Below are 16,111 nucleotides of genomic sequence, written 5' to 3'. Positions count from 1 at the left end.
TGTCCCTGTCCTTGTCCCTGTCCTTGTCCCCGCCGCTGTTCCCGGGTCCGCCCCGGCCTCCGCGCCGGCCGCTCACCGTCCGGCCTCCGCGCGCGCCCCGGTGGGTACCCCGGCCGACGCCGGTCCCGGTGGAGGTGGTGGGCCCGTGTCGGTGGTCATCCGGCCGTCCTTCATCTCGATCCGCCGGGGCAGCGACGCGGCGATCTCGCGGTCATGGGTGATGACGACCACCGTGGTGCCCGACGCGTGCAGTTCCCGCAGCAGTTCCAGTACGGCCGTGCCCGACGCCGAGTCGAGGTTGCCGGTGGGCTCGTCGGCGAGCAGCAGCGCCGGACCGCCGACCACCGCGCGGGCGACCGCCGCCCGCTGGCGTTCACCGCCGGACAGCTGATGCGGGAGATGGCCGATGCGCGCGGCCAGCCCCACCCGGGTCAGTACCTCCTCGGCCTCGTCACGGCGGCGGCGCAGCGGCACCCCCGCGTACAGCAGCCCGTCCGCGACGGCGTCCAGGACCGGGACGCCGACCGCCAGATGGAACTGCTGGAAGACGAAGCCGATCCGGCGGGCCCGCAGCGCGGAGACCTCCCGGTCGGACAGCGCGGCCGTGTCATGGCCGTCGACGAGGACGCGGCCCGTGGTGGGCCGGTCCAGGGTGCCCATCAGATTCAGCAGACTGGACTTGCCGGAGCCCGAGGGGCCGACGACGGCGACCAGTTCACCCCGTCCCAGGGTCAGATCGACGTCCTCGACGGCGCGTACCCCGCCGGGATACGTCTTCGAGACATGGTCGAACCGTACGACGGCCGTCACTCGGGGACCCTCACCTTCATACCCGCGCGGACCCCCCGGCCGCTGACCTCGACCATGCCCTCGGCGAACAGCCCGGTGCGCACGGCGACGAACCCGCCCTCCGCGCCCGCGCGTTCCAGCCCGTGGCCGCCCTCCGCGAGGGCGACCAGCGCGGCCACGGGGACAGCCAGCACACCCGCCTTCCGGTCGCTCACATAGCGCACGGTGACCGGCGCGCTCTCGGTCCGGCCGATCGCGCTCTGGTCCAGCAGCCGGATGGTGACGGTGAAGGTCGCGTCCTGCGCGCCTTCCGCCTTCCCGCCGCCTTCGGGGTCCGCGCCCTCGGCGGACCGCATCTCACGGCTCACCGACCGCACCCGGCCCTCGACCGGTTCGCCGCCGGGCACCTCCACCGTGACCCGGGTGCCCCGGACGGCCCAGGCGCCGTCCTGCGCGGACGCCTCGACGGTGACCCGGCGTTCGCCGCCGGTGTAGCCGAGGGCCTCGGGGGACGCCTGGGCGCCGACCCGGACGGCCACCCGGCCGACCGTGATCCGTCCGGAGGTGTAGACGACATCGCCCACCGCGATCCGGCCCGTCTCGGGGACGCCCAGGTGTTTCTGCCAGCGTTTCACCGCGGCGGCGGTCTTCGCGGTGTAGCGGTCGTCGACCGTGAAGTCGATGTATCCGAGGGCAGCGAGATTGGTCTCGAACTGCCGGACGTCCATACCCGTGCTGCCCGTGCCGCCTGTACTTCCCGTGGTGTCCGTCCCGGCGGTTCCCTGCGGCGCGTCGGCGGTGTCCGGTCCTGAGGTCTGGGCCGGGCCGTCCGTCCCCTTCTCCGCGTCGTTCGCGTCGTCCGCGCCCTTCGCGGTGGAGGGACCGGGCGACGTGTCCGGGGTCAGCGGGCCCCCGGGGCCGAGATCCCGGTACATCGGCAGCGCGCCGTACAGCAGCGTCACCGGGCGGTCGTCGACGCGCAGCACGGTCGCGCCGCGCGTGATCCGGTCGCCCTGTTGCGGGAGCCAGGTCACGGTGCCGGTCGCCTTGACCGGGAGGGGGATCTCCGGCCCGTGCCCCAGCGTCCCGTCCACGGCGGTCTGGTCGACCAGGGTGCGGCGGGTGACCTCCACCGAGGTCCCGCCCCGGCCCCCCGAGGGTGGGTCCTCGTCGCCGCCCGGGTCGAGACCGATGGCGCCGCCGACCGCGACCGCGGCGACGGCGACGGCCACCCCGATCAGCAGCGGGCCGCGCCGCCCGCGCGGGACGACCCTTCTGCGCCGGGATACGGAGTCCGTGCGGAGGTCCGACCCCGGTTCGGGGTCCGGGCCCGGTTGACGGCCGTGGGTGCCCCCGCCTGTGTCCGTCGCGCTCATCCCTTGCGCTCGCTGGGCGGTATCGTCGGGTTGCCGAGGATCGGTTCACAGATCCGGGACGCCCGCTTGGCGCCCGAGGTGTTCTGATCCCACTCCTGTGACACCTCGGTCCCCTCGGCGTCGATCTCGGGGAAGTCCGGCGAGCCCTGCTCCTGCATGCACCTGGAGTACTCCTGCCTCTTCTTGATCTCCTTGGCGCTCAGCTTCGGGGCGTTACGGCGCTCCAGTTCCTCGGGCACCGGCTTGCTGTGCTTCTCACAAGCCTTATGGGCAGCGGTGAACTTGGGGTCCGTCTTCGCCTTCCGGCCGTCCCCCTCGAACTCGGTCCGCCCCTTGGAGTCCGGGTCCGTGTACGGGAAGCCCTCCTTCCTCATGCACTTCGCCCACACACCGACCGACTCGATGTACTGGTCGATCTCGTTCTCCACCTCCGCCGAGGCCTTCTTGCCGCCGCCCGCCGACGGGACCTCGCTGCGCTCCGGTTCGGCTCCGCAGGCGGCCAGCGTCACCAGCAGCACGGGGACCGCGACGGCCCACCGCGTCCAGCCGGGCTCCCCGCGCCCCGGCCGCCGACGCGCCGTCCTGATCGCGCCGGACGTCCCGTGCCTGCTCGTCGTGTCCTTCACCGTGTTCGGTTCCCCTCCGGGTTCACGGGCGGTAGCCGGGACCGGTCATGTCCCGGCTACCGCCCTGAGCCGTCCGGCGGACGGGCCGCCCGCTCCGGACAACGCGACCGTAGGGCGGGACCCATGAAGAACTGTTGAAGAACCTGTCCCGTGATCATGCGCTGTCCCGGCGCCCGCTCCTCCGCCGCACCGGCGCGCGCCCGGGAACGCACGCCCCCCGAACACTTCCCCTGTGCCGTGGCGGTCCCGGGAACCCGCCACCGGCCGCCGTCCGCCTCCCTTACGCTCCCGTGGCGCGCGCCACGGGAGCGTAAGGGACGAGGGGAGTGCCGTATGACAGGGACCGGGGAGCCGGTCGGGGGCCGGTACCACCTGCTCAGGCTTCTCGGCAGAGGCGGGATGGGCGAGGTCTGGCTGGCGCACGACGAGGTGCTGGACCGTTCGGTGGCGCTCAAGAGCACCCTCGTGGACGACGAACGGGCCCGCGCGCGGCTGATGGACGAGGCCCGCAACATCGCCCGCTGCCAGGACCATCCGCACATCGTCTCCGTCTTCGACTTCTTCGTGGAGGAGCCCGCCTGCTGGATCGTGATGCAGTACGTCCCGTCCCGCACCCTGGCCAAGGTGCTGCGCGACGAGGGCCCGCTGGACTCGGCGGCGGTCGCCGCGATCGGGCGCCAGACGGCCGACGCGCTGGCCGCCGCGCACACCGAGGGCGTGGTGCACCGCGATGTCACCCCGGAGAACATGCTGGTGACCGCGACGGGCCTGGCCACCCTCACCGACTTCGGCATCTCCAGCGCGCTGTGGCAGGACCCGGCGCGGGCCCTGACCCTGTCGGTCCGGGGCAAGCCGCCGTATCTGCCGCCGGAGGTCGCCCGGGGCGGGGCCGCCGGACCTGCGGCGGACGTGTTCGGGCTGGGCGCCAGTCTGTACGCGGCCGTCGAGGGGCGTTCCCCGTGGGGCGAGGCGAACCACCCGGCGGTGTATCTGGCCCGCGCGTGCGGCGGGGAGACGGAACCGGCGCGGCGGGCCACCCGTCCGTTCGCCCGGGTGCTGGCCGCGCTGCTGGCCCGGGACCCCGACGACCGCCCCGACGCCCGGGAGGCGTACGGGATGCTCGGCGCGATCGGGACCGGGGCCGGGGGTGGGGCTCATGCCGGAGCCGGGGGTTCGCCCGGGGTGCCGTCCCCGCGTGAACGGCGGCGGGACGGCGCGGCACCCGGGAACCCGCCGGAGCCCGGTGCGGCGGCGGTCGCCGGGGCGCGTTCGTGGCCCGCCCCGACCACCGGGCCCGTCCCGGGCGCCGGGGTGGCCCAGCGGGCGGCGGAGCTGCGGACGCCGGACGGCGAGCGGGGGTCCGGTGCGGGGGAACGGGCGACGGCCGACGTGACCACCGTCAAGGCCCCGCGACACGACGGCCGGACCGTCCCGTCCGCCCCGCCGGACGCCGCCCCCGGCGAGGAAACCCCGGCACACCCACCGCTCGCGGAAGCCGCCCCGGCCCCGCGACCGCCCACGGAAGCCGCCCCGGCCCCGCCCCCGGCGTCCGAAAGGCCCGAGCGGCCCGAGGTTCCCGGCACCCCCGACGATCCCGAGAGCCCCGGCGCCCCCGACGATCCGGATGGCCCCGATGGTCCGGGGCCCGGCTTCCCGCGACGTACCGCCGTCCTCGTCGCGCTCACCGGCGTACTGCTCGCGGGCACGGCCGGGGCGGGCTGGTGGCTGTGGCCGGGGGACGGCGGGAGCAGCGACTCCCCTGACACCCGGGCGGGTACGCGGGCAGTCCTCGGGGACGTCCGGGCGGCCGACCCGTGCGCGCTGCTGGACCCGACGGGGTTCACCTCGTACGGCAGGGCGTCCCTGCACACGGCGTACGGGGCGTTCGACCGCTGTGACGTCCTCCTGTACGCCCGGGAGGACGGCGACGGTCCGAAGGGGGCGCGGAAGGGGGACTTCCTCGCGGGTGTCCAGGTCGACTTCGCCAGTGACCCCGCCGAGCTGGGCTCCGTCCCGAGGACGACGCGCGGCGCGGTGACGGTGGCCGAACTCCCCCGGTCGTCCGACGGGTGCGAGCGCAATGTGATGCTCCCGGACGGCAACCAGGTCTGGCTCGCGGCCGGGAGCGAGCACACCGACGCACCCGATCCGTGCGCCCTCGTACGGATCGCCACCGACCACGCGGTGAAGGTCCTCAACCAGGGTCCCGTCCCGGAGCGGCCCGGCTTCCCCGCCGAATCGCTGGCCGGGGTCGACGCGTGCGCGCTGATGGACGAGGCGGCGCTCGCGGTGGTCCCTGGGATCGACCCGGCGGACGGGGAACCCGACTTCGCGAACTGGGGATGCGACTGGACCGGCGGCACCCAGGACGTCCGGGTCGACCTCGTCTTCAGCCGGGACAACTCCCTCACCGACGACGGCACCCCGGCCCGGTTCGGCGGACGGCCGGGCGCGGTGACGGCGGGCGGGGCGGGCGAGGACTCCTGCGTGGCGCGCGCCCAGCACCGCGTCTATCCCGGGGTCCGGGGCGAGGAGACCATCGAGCTGGTGGAACTGACGGTCGCGGCCCCCTGGCCCGCCGAGGAGCTGTGCACCCGGGCCAGGGCCCTCGCGACGGCCGTCGCCCGGCGGCTGCCGGACGTCTGACAGCGACGAGTTCCCTGGCCACGCCGCCGGCGGGTCCGACCGGTCGGCGCGGAGTACGGCGAGGGGCGGCGGACGGCGGTCCGCCCTATCCTGACGCCGTGGACGAGATGCCGCGTGACCACCGTCCGGCCCGCTCCGTGCGGCTGCTGCTCGCCGAGGACGAGGACGTGACGCACGGCGGGCTGGCGCTGCTGCTCGGGCTGGAGCCGGACTTCGACGTCGTCGCGCAGGTCGGCACGGGGGACACGGTCGTGGCGCGGGCGCTGGAGTGCCGTCCCGATGTGGCGCTGCTGGACCTCGGGATGCCGGGGCTCGGCGGGCTGGACGCCGCCGCCGCGCTGCGCGACGAGGTCCCGGAGTGCCGCGTCCTGGTGCTCACGACGTCCGGCCGTCCCGGGCATCTGCGCCGGGTGCTGGCGACGGGTGCGGTGGGCTTCCTGGTGAAGGACTCCCCCGTCGAGGAGCTGGCCCGCGCGATCCGCGGCGTCCTCACCGGGGAGACCGTGGTGGACCCGGCGCTGGCCGCCGCGGAGCCCGGCCCCGCTCTGTAGGAGGTACGGGCCGGGCGGAGGTGTCCGGGCCCGGTCACGCGGACGGACCCTGACTTCCTCAGGGGGCCGGGGAGTCGGCGGGGGGTACGGCCACCGGCTTCGTCCCGCCGCCGCGCGGCAGCCACACGATCATCAGGGCGGCGCCCGCCAGCAGGAGGCCCCCGGAGAGCCGCAGCGCGGCGGCGTAGCCGTCGGTGAGCGCCTCGGGACCGGCGCGGCCCGCGGTGGTGGCGGTCGCGACGGCGGTGAGCACCGAGAGGCCGAGGGCGCCGCCGAGGGTGCGGGAGGTGTTCATCAGCCCGGAGACGACACCCGCGTCGCCCGGCGCGGCGCCGGAGGTGGCGAGGGACGCCAGCGGGGTGGTCCACAGTCCGCCGCCCAGCGACATCAGTATCCCGGGCAGCAGGATCGCCGTCGTATAGGTGCCGTCGGTGCCCATGGTGGACTGCCAGCCGAAGCCCGCCGCCCCGAGGAGGGTGCCGCCGACGGCGACGGCGCGGGCCCCGAACCTGCGCATCAGAAACGGCGCGGTCTGCGCGCCGACGACGACGCTCAGGGAACTGGGTATCAGGGCCAGCCCGGCGTCCAGCGGGGAGTAGCCGAGGACGTTCTGCGCGTACTGGGTCATGAAGAACCACATGCCGAACATCCCGGAACCGCACAGCAGGATCGCCGCGTTGGCGGAGGCGACCGCGCGGGACCGGAAGAGTCCGAGCGGCATCAGGGGCTCCCTGGTCCGCGCCTCCACCAGGAGGAACACCCCGAGCAGCGCGAGTCCGGCGGTGAACGGCAGCAGGGTCGAGGGCGCGGACCAGCCGGCGGTCTCGGTCCGCGCGATCCCGTAGGCGAGGGCGGTGGCCCCGGCGGTGACGAGGAGCGCCCCGGGCAGGTCGAGCCGCCGGGGGCCGGTGGCGGTGCGGCCGCCGGGTATCCAGCGGACGGCCGCGGCGAGGACGAGCACACCGACGGGGACGTTGACGAGCAGGACCCAGCGCCAGGACAGCCCGTCGGTGAGCGCCCCGCCGACGAAGCCGCCCGCCGCGCCACCGCCCGCGCCGACGGCGGTCCAGGTGGCGAGCGCGCGGGCGCGGGCGGGCCCTTCGGGGACTGCGGCGGTGACGATGGTGAGGGTGGCGGGGGCGAGAACGGCCGCGCCGAGGCCCTGCGCGGCGCGCGCGGCGAGCAGATGCCAGCCCTCCTGGGCGAGGCCCCCGGCGAGCGAGGCGACGGTGAACAGCGCGAGTCCGACGAGGAACATCCGCCGCCGTCCCCACAGATCACCGGCGCGTCCGCCGAGGAGCATGAACCCGGCGAAGGCGATGGAGTACGCGCTGACCACCCAGCCGAGCGCGGCGGGGCTCATGTCGAGCGCGGTCCGCATCGACGGCAGCGCGACGTTCACGACGGACACGTCGAGTACCACGAGGAACTGCCCGGCACAGGCGGTGGCCACCAGCAGCCACAGCGGCGCACGCCCCCCGCTCCCGCGCCCCCGTCCGGCCGACGGGACCCGGTCGTCGGCATGGGCGCGTCCGTCCCCGATGGCGTTCCTGAGCATGCCCCATGCTGACAGCGCCCCCACCCGATGTACATCACCACCCGGTACGAGACCCCCAGGGCCACGAGGAACCACACCCGCACAGGACCAGGTACGCCGAGCACACGAAACCCAGGGGCGCGAGGAACCGCGCACCCACCGAGCGACCTGTGCGGGGACAAGTGCGTCCACCCGGACAGACCCAAGGGGCGCGGGGAACTGCGCACCCACGGACAACCCGCACAGGACCAGGTACGCCCAGCACACGAAACCCAGGGGCGCGAGGAACTGCGCACCCACCGAGCGACCCGCACAGGAACAAGCACGCCCACCCGGACAAACCCCAGGGCCGCGAGGAACCCGCACCCCACGAACGACCGCACCGGAACAAGCGCGGGAAACCCCACAAGCGCAAGCGAAGGCGATCAGCGACCGCCGGACGTATGCCGGATCAACGCGGGCACCAGAACCCCCCAGACCTCGACGGGCGGCATCTGATGCCCCATCCCCCGCAACGGAACGAGCCGCGCGCCGGGAATCTCCGCGGCGAGCGCCTCCCCGTGCCCGTACGGGACGAGCGGATCGGCGGTGCCGTGCAGCACCAGCGCCGGTACGGCGACCTCACCGAGCCGCCCCCGCACCGGAACCCCGCCCCGCAACCGCCAGTGGTTCGTGGCCGCCGCCGGTACGGGACTGCGGTCCCAGGCCCGCCCGGCGGTGGCCCGCAGCAGTGGCTCGTCCAGCGGGATGGTCCCGGCGAAGGCCCGTTCCAGGGCAAGCAGATGACCGGTCACGGACTCCCGGTCGCCCCAGTCGGGGCCGTCCCCCGGCGCGGCGAACCAGCGGGCGAGCGGGGCGCTCATCGGCGGCAGGTCGGTGTTCCCCGGCGCACCCGGCCCACCGGGACTGGTGGACAGCAGGGTGATGCCGAGCGTCCGCCCGGGGCACAGCACGGCCATCCGCTGGGCCAGTCCGCCGCCCATCGACACCCCGACGACGTGCGCGGCACGGACCCCGTACGCGTCGAGCACCCCGAGGGCGTCCGCGAGGAGGTCGTCACCGTCGTAGGGGGGCGGGCCGACCGGGAAGGTGGTGGAGCCGCCGGTGTCCCGGGTGTCGTAGCGGATCACATGGCGCCCGGCGGCGGCCAGCGCGTCGACGAGATCGTCGTGCCACCAGTCCATGGTGTCCCCCGCGCCGTTGACGAGCAGGACCGGCGGACCGGCCGGGTCACCGCAGGCCCGGGTGGCGAGATCGACCGCGCCCGCCCGGACGGTCCGGACGGGCGCGGTACGGGCGGCGGCTGCGAGCATGACGGGACTCCTGGGCGGGGGCGGGCCGGTCGGGGCGTTTGAGGCGCGATGACCCTACTTCGCCGCCGGAGGCCGTCCTGTCACGTTCTGGGCCGTCCGGGCACCCTGTCACCCCTGCGGTGGAACGCGCACCGGCCCGCTCACCCGCCGACCCGCGCACCCGCCGCCCCACGCACGCACCCGCACCGCGCACCACTCACCCACTCACCCACTCACCCACTCACCCACTCACCCACTCACCCACTGATGAGCTTGCCGCGTTTGAGGCGGATCACCTCGTCGGAGGCGTCGGCCACCTCCCGCGAATGGGTCACCAGGATCACGCTCTTGCCCTCGTCGTGCGCCAGCTTCCGGAACACCTCGATGATCCCGTCGGCGGTGTCCTGGTCGAGGCTGCCGGTGGGTTCGTCGGCGAAGAGGATGTCCACTTCGCAGGCGAGGGCGCGGGCGATGGCGACGCGCTGCTGCTGACCGCCGGAGAGCTCCGGTGTGCGGCGGTGCCGGTCGGACTCCTCCACCCCGAGCAGACCGAGGAGTTCGGTGGCGCGCTTCTTCCTGTTGACGCCCTTCACGCCGGTGATCTCCATGGCGGAGGTGATGTTCTGGACGGCCGTCAGATAGGTGAGCAGGTTCAGCGACTGGAAGACCGTGGCCACATGGCGGTTGCGGTAGCGGCCCAGTCCGATCCCGGCGACGTCCTCGCCCTTGAACCGGACGGTGCCCCGGGTGGGTGAGTCGAGTCCGCTGGCGAGGGAGAGGAGCGTGGTCTTGCCGCTGCCGGAGGGGCCGATGACGGAGTACATCCGGCCCTGCTCGAAGGAGTAGTCGACGTCCTTGAGGACGGTGCGGCGGCTGTTGCCGGACTGGTAGGTCCGGCTCAGACCGCTGAGCTCCAGGATCGGGGTCGTCATGTCAGTCGCCCTTCGTGAGGATGTCGCGCGGGTGGAGCCGCAGGACCCGGATGCCGGGGACGATGGTGGCCAGGGCCGCGATACCGAGGCCGGTGGCGCCGACAGCGCCGATGTCCCCCGCGCCGAGCTCGATCTCGATGGCGTCGATCGGCTCGACCTCCTCGGTGCCCTCCTTGAGGCCACCGCCGGTGGGGTCGGTGAGGAGCTGCCCGGGGGCCTCGTCGGCGGCGGAGTTCCTGGCGGAGGAGACCTCACCGGAGAGCAGCCGGTCACCGACACCCTGGGCGATGAACTGGCTTCCGGCGGCGGCGAAGCCGATCGCCAGGACCGCGCAGGCGCCCACCTCCGCCAGATGCTGGCCGAGCAGCTTGGGCTTCTTCTCGCCGAGGGAGAGCAGAATGCCCATCTCCTTACGGCGTTCACGCAGGTTCGAGGCGATGATCAGGGCGAGGATGACGGTGCCCGCGACGGCGACCAGCCACACCGTGAGGGAGGCGAAGTCCGCCGTCCTGCCGATCGGGCCGACCAGGGTCTTGTACTGCTTGTCGTTGACGCTCAGCGGGTAGATCTTCGGGTCGAGTCCGGCCGCCTCGGCGTCGTCCCTGAGCCGGTCCAGATCACCGGGGTCGCGCAGGGTGAAGGTGGCCGACCGGACGTATCCGCCGTCGGCGCCCACCTTCCTGCCGTCGAGACGGGTCGCCCCGTCGGCGCTGACATAGATCTGGTTCGACGGCGCCTGCATCGGGGACACATAGGTCCGGGGGTCGGCCGTGCTGTTCCGGTAGACGCCGGCGACGACGAAGCCGGTCTTCCTGGTGGTGAGTCTGCCGTCGGGCTTCTGGATGTTGGCGTTGAGCTGGACCCGGTCACCGACCTTGAGGCGGTTGGCCTTGGCCACCCGTTCCTCGATGACGACCATGTCGCTCCGGCTGGCCGGGGTGATCCCGGAGCCGGAGACCATCTTCGAGTCGCCGTTGCGGAAGTCCTTGGCCGCTCGCAGATCACGGACCCCGTCCGCCTTGAAGAAGTCGAGTTCATCGCTCTGGCCGGGCGGCGGCGGCACCGGCTGATGGACCTTGACCTGGTCCGTGGGGCCCGCCACACCGTCCTTGGTGTAGTTGCACCCGGCGACGACCGGCGACCCGCAGAGCTTGTCCACGAGGACGCGCCGCATATCGGCGTCGGCCCCGAGGTGCCCGGCCGCGCCGGGTCCGCCGCTCTTGCTGCCCTTGCCCGCTTCCAGATAGGCGTTCAGGTCCAGTTGCATGGTGGCCACCGCGCCCACGCTGCTCTTGGCGTCCACCGCGGCACGGGCCGCGGCGGACCGGATCAGGAACCCGGACAGGACCAGGGTGCAGATGACGAAGAACAGCCCGACGAGCATCACCGTCTTGCCCGGATGGCACCAGAGGCGCCACCAGGCCCGCTTGAACAGATTCATGGCGCTCACGCTAGGAGGACGGTGTTTCGGCGGAGGTTTGCCCGCGGGCCGTCGCGGCGGGGATCTCATACACGGATCAAAGGCGCCGTTTGGTAGGACGGACCCGGTGGGCGTCCGGCGGGGCCGGCCGCCCACCGGGAACGAACCGTCGGACCGATGAAGAGCAGAGGGTGTCGCGCGTGCGGGTGCTGGTGGTCGAGGACGAGCAGTTCATGGCGCGGGTCCTGGCGATCGGGCTGCGCAGGGAGGCGATGGCGGTCGATGTGGTGCACGACGGGGCGCGGGCCCTGGAGCAGCTCACCGTCCACGACTACGACGCGGTCGTCCTCGACCGGGACCTGCCGGAGATCCACGGCGACGAGGTGTGCCGCCGGATCGTCGCGCTGCGTCTGGACTGCCGCGTGCTGATGCTGACCGCCGCCTCCCGGCTCGGCGACAAGGTCGAGGGCCTCGGGCTGGGCGCCGACGACTATCTCGCGAAGCCCTTCGACTTCCCCGAACTGGTCGCCCGGCTGCGGGCGCTGTACCGCCGCAGCCCCATGGCCCACTCCCCGGTCCTGACCTTCGCCGATGTACGGCTGGACACCCATCGCCGCCAGGTCAGCCGCGCGGGCACCGGCATCCGCCTCGCCCCGAAGGAACTCGCCGTGCTGGAGCTGCTGATGCGCGCCGACGGCGGGGTGCTGAGCGCCGAGTACCTCCTCGACAAGGCGTGGGACGTGCACACCGACCCCTTCACCAACGCGGTCCGCCTGGTGGTGCACACCCTGCGCAGAAAACTCGGCGAACCCCGGCTGGTGCACACCGCGATCGGCGCGGGCTACTACCTGGGCACCGGGTGACACGGCCGGGACCGCGGCGGCGCGGGCGGGCGCAGCGGCGGCGGGCCCTGAGCATCCACGGCCGCCTCTTCCTCGGCTTCGGCGGCGCCCTCGGGGTGTGCGCCACGCTGATGGTCGCGATCATCTACGTCGGGATGCGCTTCCTGCCCACGTACGACTTCAGCACGACCGTCATCGTCCCGGACGGCCCCTTCCCCCACGCGTCGCCCGGCCCGGCCGTGGCGTCCCATTTCCCGCTCGACCCCGCCTCGCCGCGGAGCCGGACGATGGAGCGGGCGGACAGCATCTCCAGTGAGGAGGACGTCTGGAACACGGTCCTGCTGGTGTCCGCCGGCGGGGTGCTGCTGGTGATGGCGCTCGGCCTCGGCGCCGGCTGGCTGCTCTCCCGGCGGCTGCTCGCCCCCCTGCACACCATCGGTGAGGCCGCGGCCAGGGCGGCGGACGGCAATCTGACCGGACGCATCCACGCCCGGGGTCCCGAGGACGAGCTGAAGCGGCTGGCCGACACCTTCGACACCATGCTGGCCCGTCTGGAGCGGTCCTTCGCCGCGCACCAGCGGTTCGCCGCCAACGCCTCCCATGAACTGCTCACCCCCCTGGCCACCACCCGGGCCGCCCTCCAGGTCGCCGCCGGCGCCCCGGCCGGCGAGGAGCTCACCGAGCTCACCCGGCTGCTCCAGGAGACCAACGAACGCAACATCAGCGTCGTACGGGCCCTGCTCGACCTGGCCGCCGCGGACCACGCCCCCTTCGACCCCGACCCCGTGGACCTGGCCGACCTCGCGGAAGGGGCCGCCGCCGACCGGGCCGGGCGAGCGGCGGAGCGCGGGGTCCGCCTCACCGTGGACGCCGAGGCCGACTGCGAGGTCATGGGCAACGCCGCCCTCCTGCGGCAGCTGGTCCTCAACCTCCTCGACAACGCGCTCACCCACAACGTCACCGAGGCGGGCTCGGTCCATCTCTCCGTCGTCCAGGACGGGACGACGGTGGTGCTGGAGGTGGACAACACCGGTCCGTATGTCGACGGGGCCGTGGTGGACCGGCTCTTCGAGCCGTTCTACCGAGTGCGTTCACGGGTCGGCAGCGACCGCTCGGGCCATGGTCTGGGCCTGGCGATCGTCCGCTCCATCGCCGCCTCCCACCGCGGTACGGCCACCGCGACCGCGAACCCCACCGGCGGACTCACCCTCCGGGTCGGCCTCCCGGTGTCGCCCGCCCATGAGGAGGGCCCCGCCCCGGGTGGCGGCCGGTAGCTCTCCGCGGCCGGCAGGGCCCGCCGTGGCCGAGGGCAGGCCCCGCCGAGGGGCCGCCTCCCGGTCCCGGCCCTCACGCCCGGGGTACGACCCCGGCGCCCGAGCACTTCCGCGCGCCCCCGGCCCCGTACCGGGGGCACCATGTCGGACGGCCGCGCCGGGACCTACCGTGGGAACCGTCCGATGGTTGAGTCCGCAACGGTCCCCGCCCGGACGCACCACGGCGACCCCGTACGCACCACCCCGCACCGCACCCGGACCACCACGCACCACCACGGCACCACCCCCGCACGCCACCCCGTCGCGCACCGCCCACACCCCGGAGGCCCCACCCCATGCCGCAGCCGACGCAGCGGGACCCGTCCGTACGGTCCGTCCGGACCGGGCTCGCCGCCACCGGCCGCTCCCCGCGTGACGGGCGAGGCGTCGTCCCGGTGCTCGCGTTCGCGGGCATCACCGTCGCGGTGATGCAGACCCTGCTGGTGCCGGTCATCAAGGACCTGCCCGTACTGCTGAACACCTCGGTGGCCGACGCGACCTGGGTCCTGACCTCCACCCTGCTCGCGGGCGCGGTGGCCACCCCGGTGATGGGCCGCCTCGGCGATCTGCACGGCAAGCGGCGGATGCTGGTCGTCAGTCTGTCCCTGATGGTCGTGGGGTCCCTGGCCGCGGGGTTCACCAGCGATCTGACGGTGATGATCGCGGCGCGGGCGCTCCAGGGCTTCGGGATGGGCGCGATCCCGCTGGGCATCGGGCTGATCCGGGACGTGCTGCCGCCGGACCGGCTCGGCGGGGCGATGGGGCTGATGAGTTCGTCGATCGGGGTCGGCGGCGGCCTCGCGCTGCCCGCCGCCGCGCTGACCGCCCAGCACCTCGACTGGCACACCCTGTTCTTCGGCTCGGCCGCGCTCGGCACCCTCGGGATCGTGCTGACCCTGCTGTTCGTCCCGGAGTCCGGGGTACGCGCCACCGGCGGCTTCGACATACCGGGCGCGCTCGGACTCACCGCCGGGCTCGTGCTGTTCCTGCTGCCGATCACCAAGGGCGACGCCTGGGGCTGGGCCTCCCCGCTCACCCTCGGCATGTTCGGCGGGGCCCTCGTCACCCTGCTGGCCTGGGGGTACATGGAACTGCGGCGCGCGGCGCCGCTGGTGGACCTGCGGACCTCCGCCCGCCGCGAGGTGCTGCTCACCAACCTCGCGTCGATCATGCTCGGTGTCAGCTTCTACGTGATCTCCCTGACCCTGCCGCAGCTGCTCCAGCTCCCGGCCTCCACCGGCCACGGCCTCGGACAGTCGATGGTGGTCGCCGGACTGTGCGTGGCCCCGCTCGGCCTCACCATGATGTTCACCGCCCCGGTGTACGCGCGGCTGTCCGCGCGGTACGGGGCCCGGTTCACGCTCGTCCTCGGGATGCTGGTCATCGGAGCCGCGTACGCGGCGGGTCTCGGGATGATGAGCGCCGCCTGGCAGACGGTGGTGATCTCGGTGGTGATGGGCGCGGGCATAGGCCTCGCGTACGCGTCGCTGCCGACCCTGATCACCCACGCGGTGGACCCGTCCCAGACGGGCGCGGCGAACGGCCTCAACACCCTGATGCGGTCCATCGGGACCTCGGTGTCCAGCGCGGTGATCGGGATGGTCATCGCCCGTACGGCGATCCCGCTGGACGGTACGGAGATCCCCAGCATGACCGGTTTCCGGCTCTCGTTCCTGATCGCGACGGGCGCGGTGGCCGTGGGCCTCGTCCTCGCCCTCTGTCTGCCGAACCCCCGCCGCGCGCCCTGACGGTGACCCGCGCCCCCGCCTCCCCCGCGTCCCGCCCGGCCGTGCGCGCCCCGCCGGACGGGCACCCCCGCCGCCGCCGGTCCGGCGGCTGTGCCAGCATGACGGCGCGGCCCGGCCGCGCCCTGTCCGCCGTACCGCCAGGAGCCGAGATGACCAGGTCACAGCCCGTTCCGCCGCCCGCGCCCGAGGTGTTGTCCGCCTTCGGGGCGGCGCCCGGCTTCATGCCCCGGGACGAGGGGCTCGCCCTGCACGCGGCGGCCGTGACGGCCGCCCGCCTCGGCCGCCCGCTGCTGGAGGTGGGCACCTACTGCGGGCGTTCCACGATCCTCCTCGCGGACGCGGCCCGTTCGGCGGGCCTCACCGCGCTCACCGTCGACCACCACCGGGGCAGCGAGGAGCAGCAGCCCGGCTGGGAGTACCACGACCCGGACACCGTGGACCCGGAGGTGGGCCTGATGGACACGCTCCCGGTGTTCCGCCGGACCCTGTACCGCGCCGGGCTGGAGGAGCATGTGGTGGCCCTGGTCGGGCGCTCCCCGCAGATCGCCGCGCTGTGGAACACCCCGCTGGGGCTGGTGTTCATCGACGGCGGCCACAGCGACGAGCACGCCACCGCCGACTACGAGGGCTGGGCGCCGCATCTCGTCCCGGGCGGTCTGCTCGTCATCCATGACGTCTTCCCGGACCCGGTGGACATCATGACGGGCCAGGCCCCGTACCGCGTCCATCTGCGCGCGCTGGCCTCCGGCGCCTTCGAGGAGACGGGGGCGACGGGTTCGCTGCGCGTCCTGCGCCGCACCGGCGGAGACCCGCTCACCCCGGCCCCCACCAGCCTCTCGCAGCCCGCCGGACGCCCCTGACCGGCCGCCAACTGCCCTGACCAGACACCGGACCGGCCCAGGTCCGACGGCGGGGCCACAGCCGGTCAGCACAGGGACCCACCGGAACGCACCGGAGCCCACGGACCGTAACGGGAACCGGCGTTACCCGGTATGACCGCCTTGAACTGGGGTTTCTGTTCTGCGGGGGTTCGCCCGGG

The 16,111-nt window shown here is 73.9% G+C and carries 11 protein-coding genes and 2 pseudogenes; 6 read left to right on the top strand and 7 right to left on the bottom strand.

Annotated features, from left to right (window positions below):
- Positions 1 to 72: 72 nt before the first annotated feature.
- From OG711_RS27940 to OG711_RS27930, 3 genes are read right to left on the bottom strand one after another with little or no spacing between them, the layout of a single operon-like run.
- Positions 73 to 810, bottom strand: a complete 738-nt coding sequence (locus tag OG711_RS27940) for an ABC transporter ATP-binding protein (protein ID WP_329561180.1) — start codon at positions 808 to 810, stop codon at positions 73 to 75.
- Positions 807 to 2,165 (bottom strand): peptidoglycan-binding domain-containing protein, encoded by a 1,359-nt coding sequence (locus tag OG711_RS27935; protein WP_266514936.1) that lies wholly within the window; start codon positions 2,163 to 2,165, stop codon positions 807 to 809. Before OG711_RS27935 ends, OG711_RS27940 begins: the two co-directional genes overlap by 4 nt.
- Positions 2,162 to 2,791: a hypothetical protein gene (locus OG711_RS27930; protein WP_079185040.1), complete on the bottom strand. Its 630-nt coding sequence runs from the start codon at positions 2,789 to 2,791 to the stop codon at positions 2,162 to 2,164. The genes OG711_RS27935 and OG711_RS27930 overlap by 4 nt, the downstream gene beginning before the upstream one ends.
- Positions 2,792 to 3,124: 333 nt before the next feature.
- On the opposite strand from OG711_RS27930, the gene OG711_RS27925 reads away from it, so the two are divergent.
- On the top strand, positions 3,125 to 5,437 hold the full coding sequence (locus OG711_RS27925; RefSeq protein WP_329561176.1) for a protein kinase domain-containing protein: 2,313 nt from the start codon (positions 3,125 to 3,127) through the stop codon (positions 5,435 to 5,437).
- A gap of 107 nt (positions 5,438 to 5,544) precedes the next feature.
- A pseudogene (locus OG711_RS27920) lies at positions 5,545 to 5,967 on the top strand (response regulator); the annotation flags it as partial.
- Between the two features lie 79 nt (positions 5,968 to 6,046).
- On the opposite strand, the gene OG711_RS27915 reads toward OG711_RS27920, so the two are convergent.
- The 4 genes from OG711_RS27915 to OG711_RS27900 form a co-directional block, all read right to left on the bottom strand.
- Positions 6,047 to 7,546, bottom strand: a complete 1,500-nt coding sequence (locus OG711_RS27915) for an MFS transporter (RefSeq protein WP_073793492.1) — start codon at positions 7,544 to 7,546, stop codon at positions 6,047 to 6,049.
- A 404-nt stretch (positions 7,547 to 7,950) separates the two neighbouring features.
- Positions 7,951 to 8,838, bottom strand: coding sequence for an alpha/beta fold hydrolase (locus tag OG711_RS27910; RefSeq protein ID WP_329561173.1), 888 nt, complete (start codon positions 8,836 to 8,838; stop codon positions 7,951 to 7,953).
- 236 nt (positions 8,839 to 9,074) lie between these two features.
- Positions 9,075 to 9,749 (bottom strand): ABC transporter ATP-binding protein, encoded by a 675-nt coding sequence (locus OG711_RS27905; protein ID WP_329561172.1) that lies wholly within the window; start codon positions 9,747 to 9,749, stop codon positions 9,075 to 9,077.
- 1 nt (position 9,750) lies between these two features.
- Positions 9,751 to 11,190 (bottom strand): ABC transporter permease, encoded by a 1,440-nt coding sequence (locus OG711_RS27900; RefSeq protein ID WP_329561170.1) that lies wholly within the window; start codon positions 11,188 to 11,190, stop codon positions 9,751 to 9,753.
- Between the two features lie 179 nt (positions 11,191 to 11,369).
- On the opposite strand from OG711_RS27900, the gene OG711_RS27895 reads away from it, so the two are divergent.
- From OG711_RS27895 to OG711_RS27880, 4 genes and pseudogenes are all read left to right on the top strand, one after another.
- Positions 11,370 to 12,032 carry a response regulator transcription factor gene (locus tag OG711_RS27895; protein ID WP_073793496.1) on the top strand — a complete coding sequence of 221 codons (663 nt, stop codon included), beginning with the start codon at positions 11,370 to 11,372 and terminating at the stop codon, positions 12,030 to 12,032.
- A complete protein-coding gene (locus tag OG711_RS27890; protein ID WP_329561168.1) occupies positions 12,029 to 13,285 on the top strand; it encodes a sensor histidine kinase in 1,257 nt (418 codons plus the stop codon). Before OG711_RS27895 ends, OG711_RS27890 begins: the two co-directional genes overlap by 4 nt.
- A 335-nt stretch (positions 13,286 to 13,620) precedes the next feature.
- Positions 13,621 to 15,066, top strand: a pseudogene (locus OG711_RS27885) (MFS transporter); the annotation flags it as partial.
- 155 nt (positions 15,067 to 15,221) lie between these two features.
- The gene (locus OG711_RS27880; RefSeq protein WP_329561166.1) at positions 15,222 to 15,932 is read left to right on the top strand and encodes a class I SAM-dependent methyltransferase; all 711 of its coding nucleotides are present in this window, start codon (positions 15,222 to 15,224) and stop codon (positions 15,930 to 15,932) included.
- Positions 15,933 to 16,111 lie beyond the last annotated feature (179 nt).

The organism is Streptomyces uncialis (assembly GCF_036250755.1).
GTDB classification, from domain to species: domain Bacteria; phylum Actinomycetota; class Actinomycetes; order Streptomycetales; family Streptomycetaceae; genus Streptomyces; species Streptomyces uncialis.
This window is presented reverse-complemented; position numbering and strand designations above follow the sequence as displayed.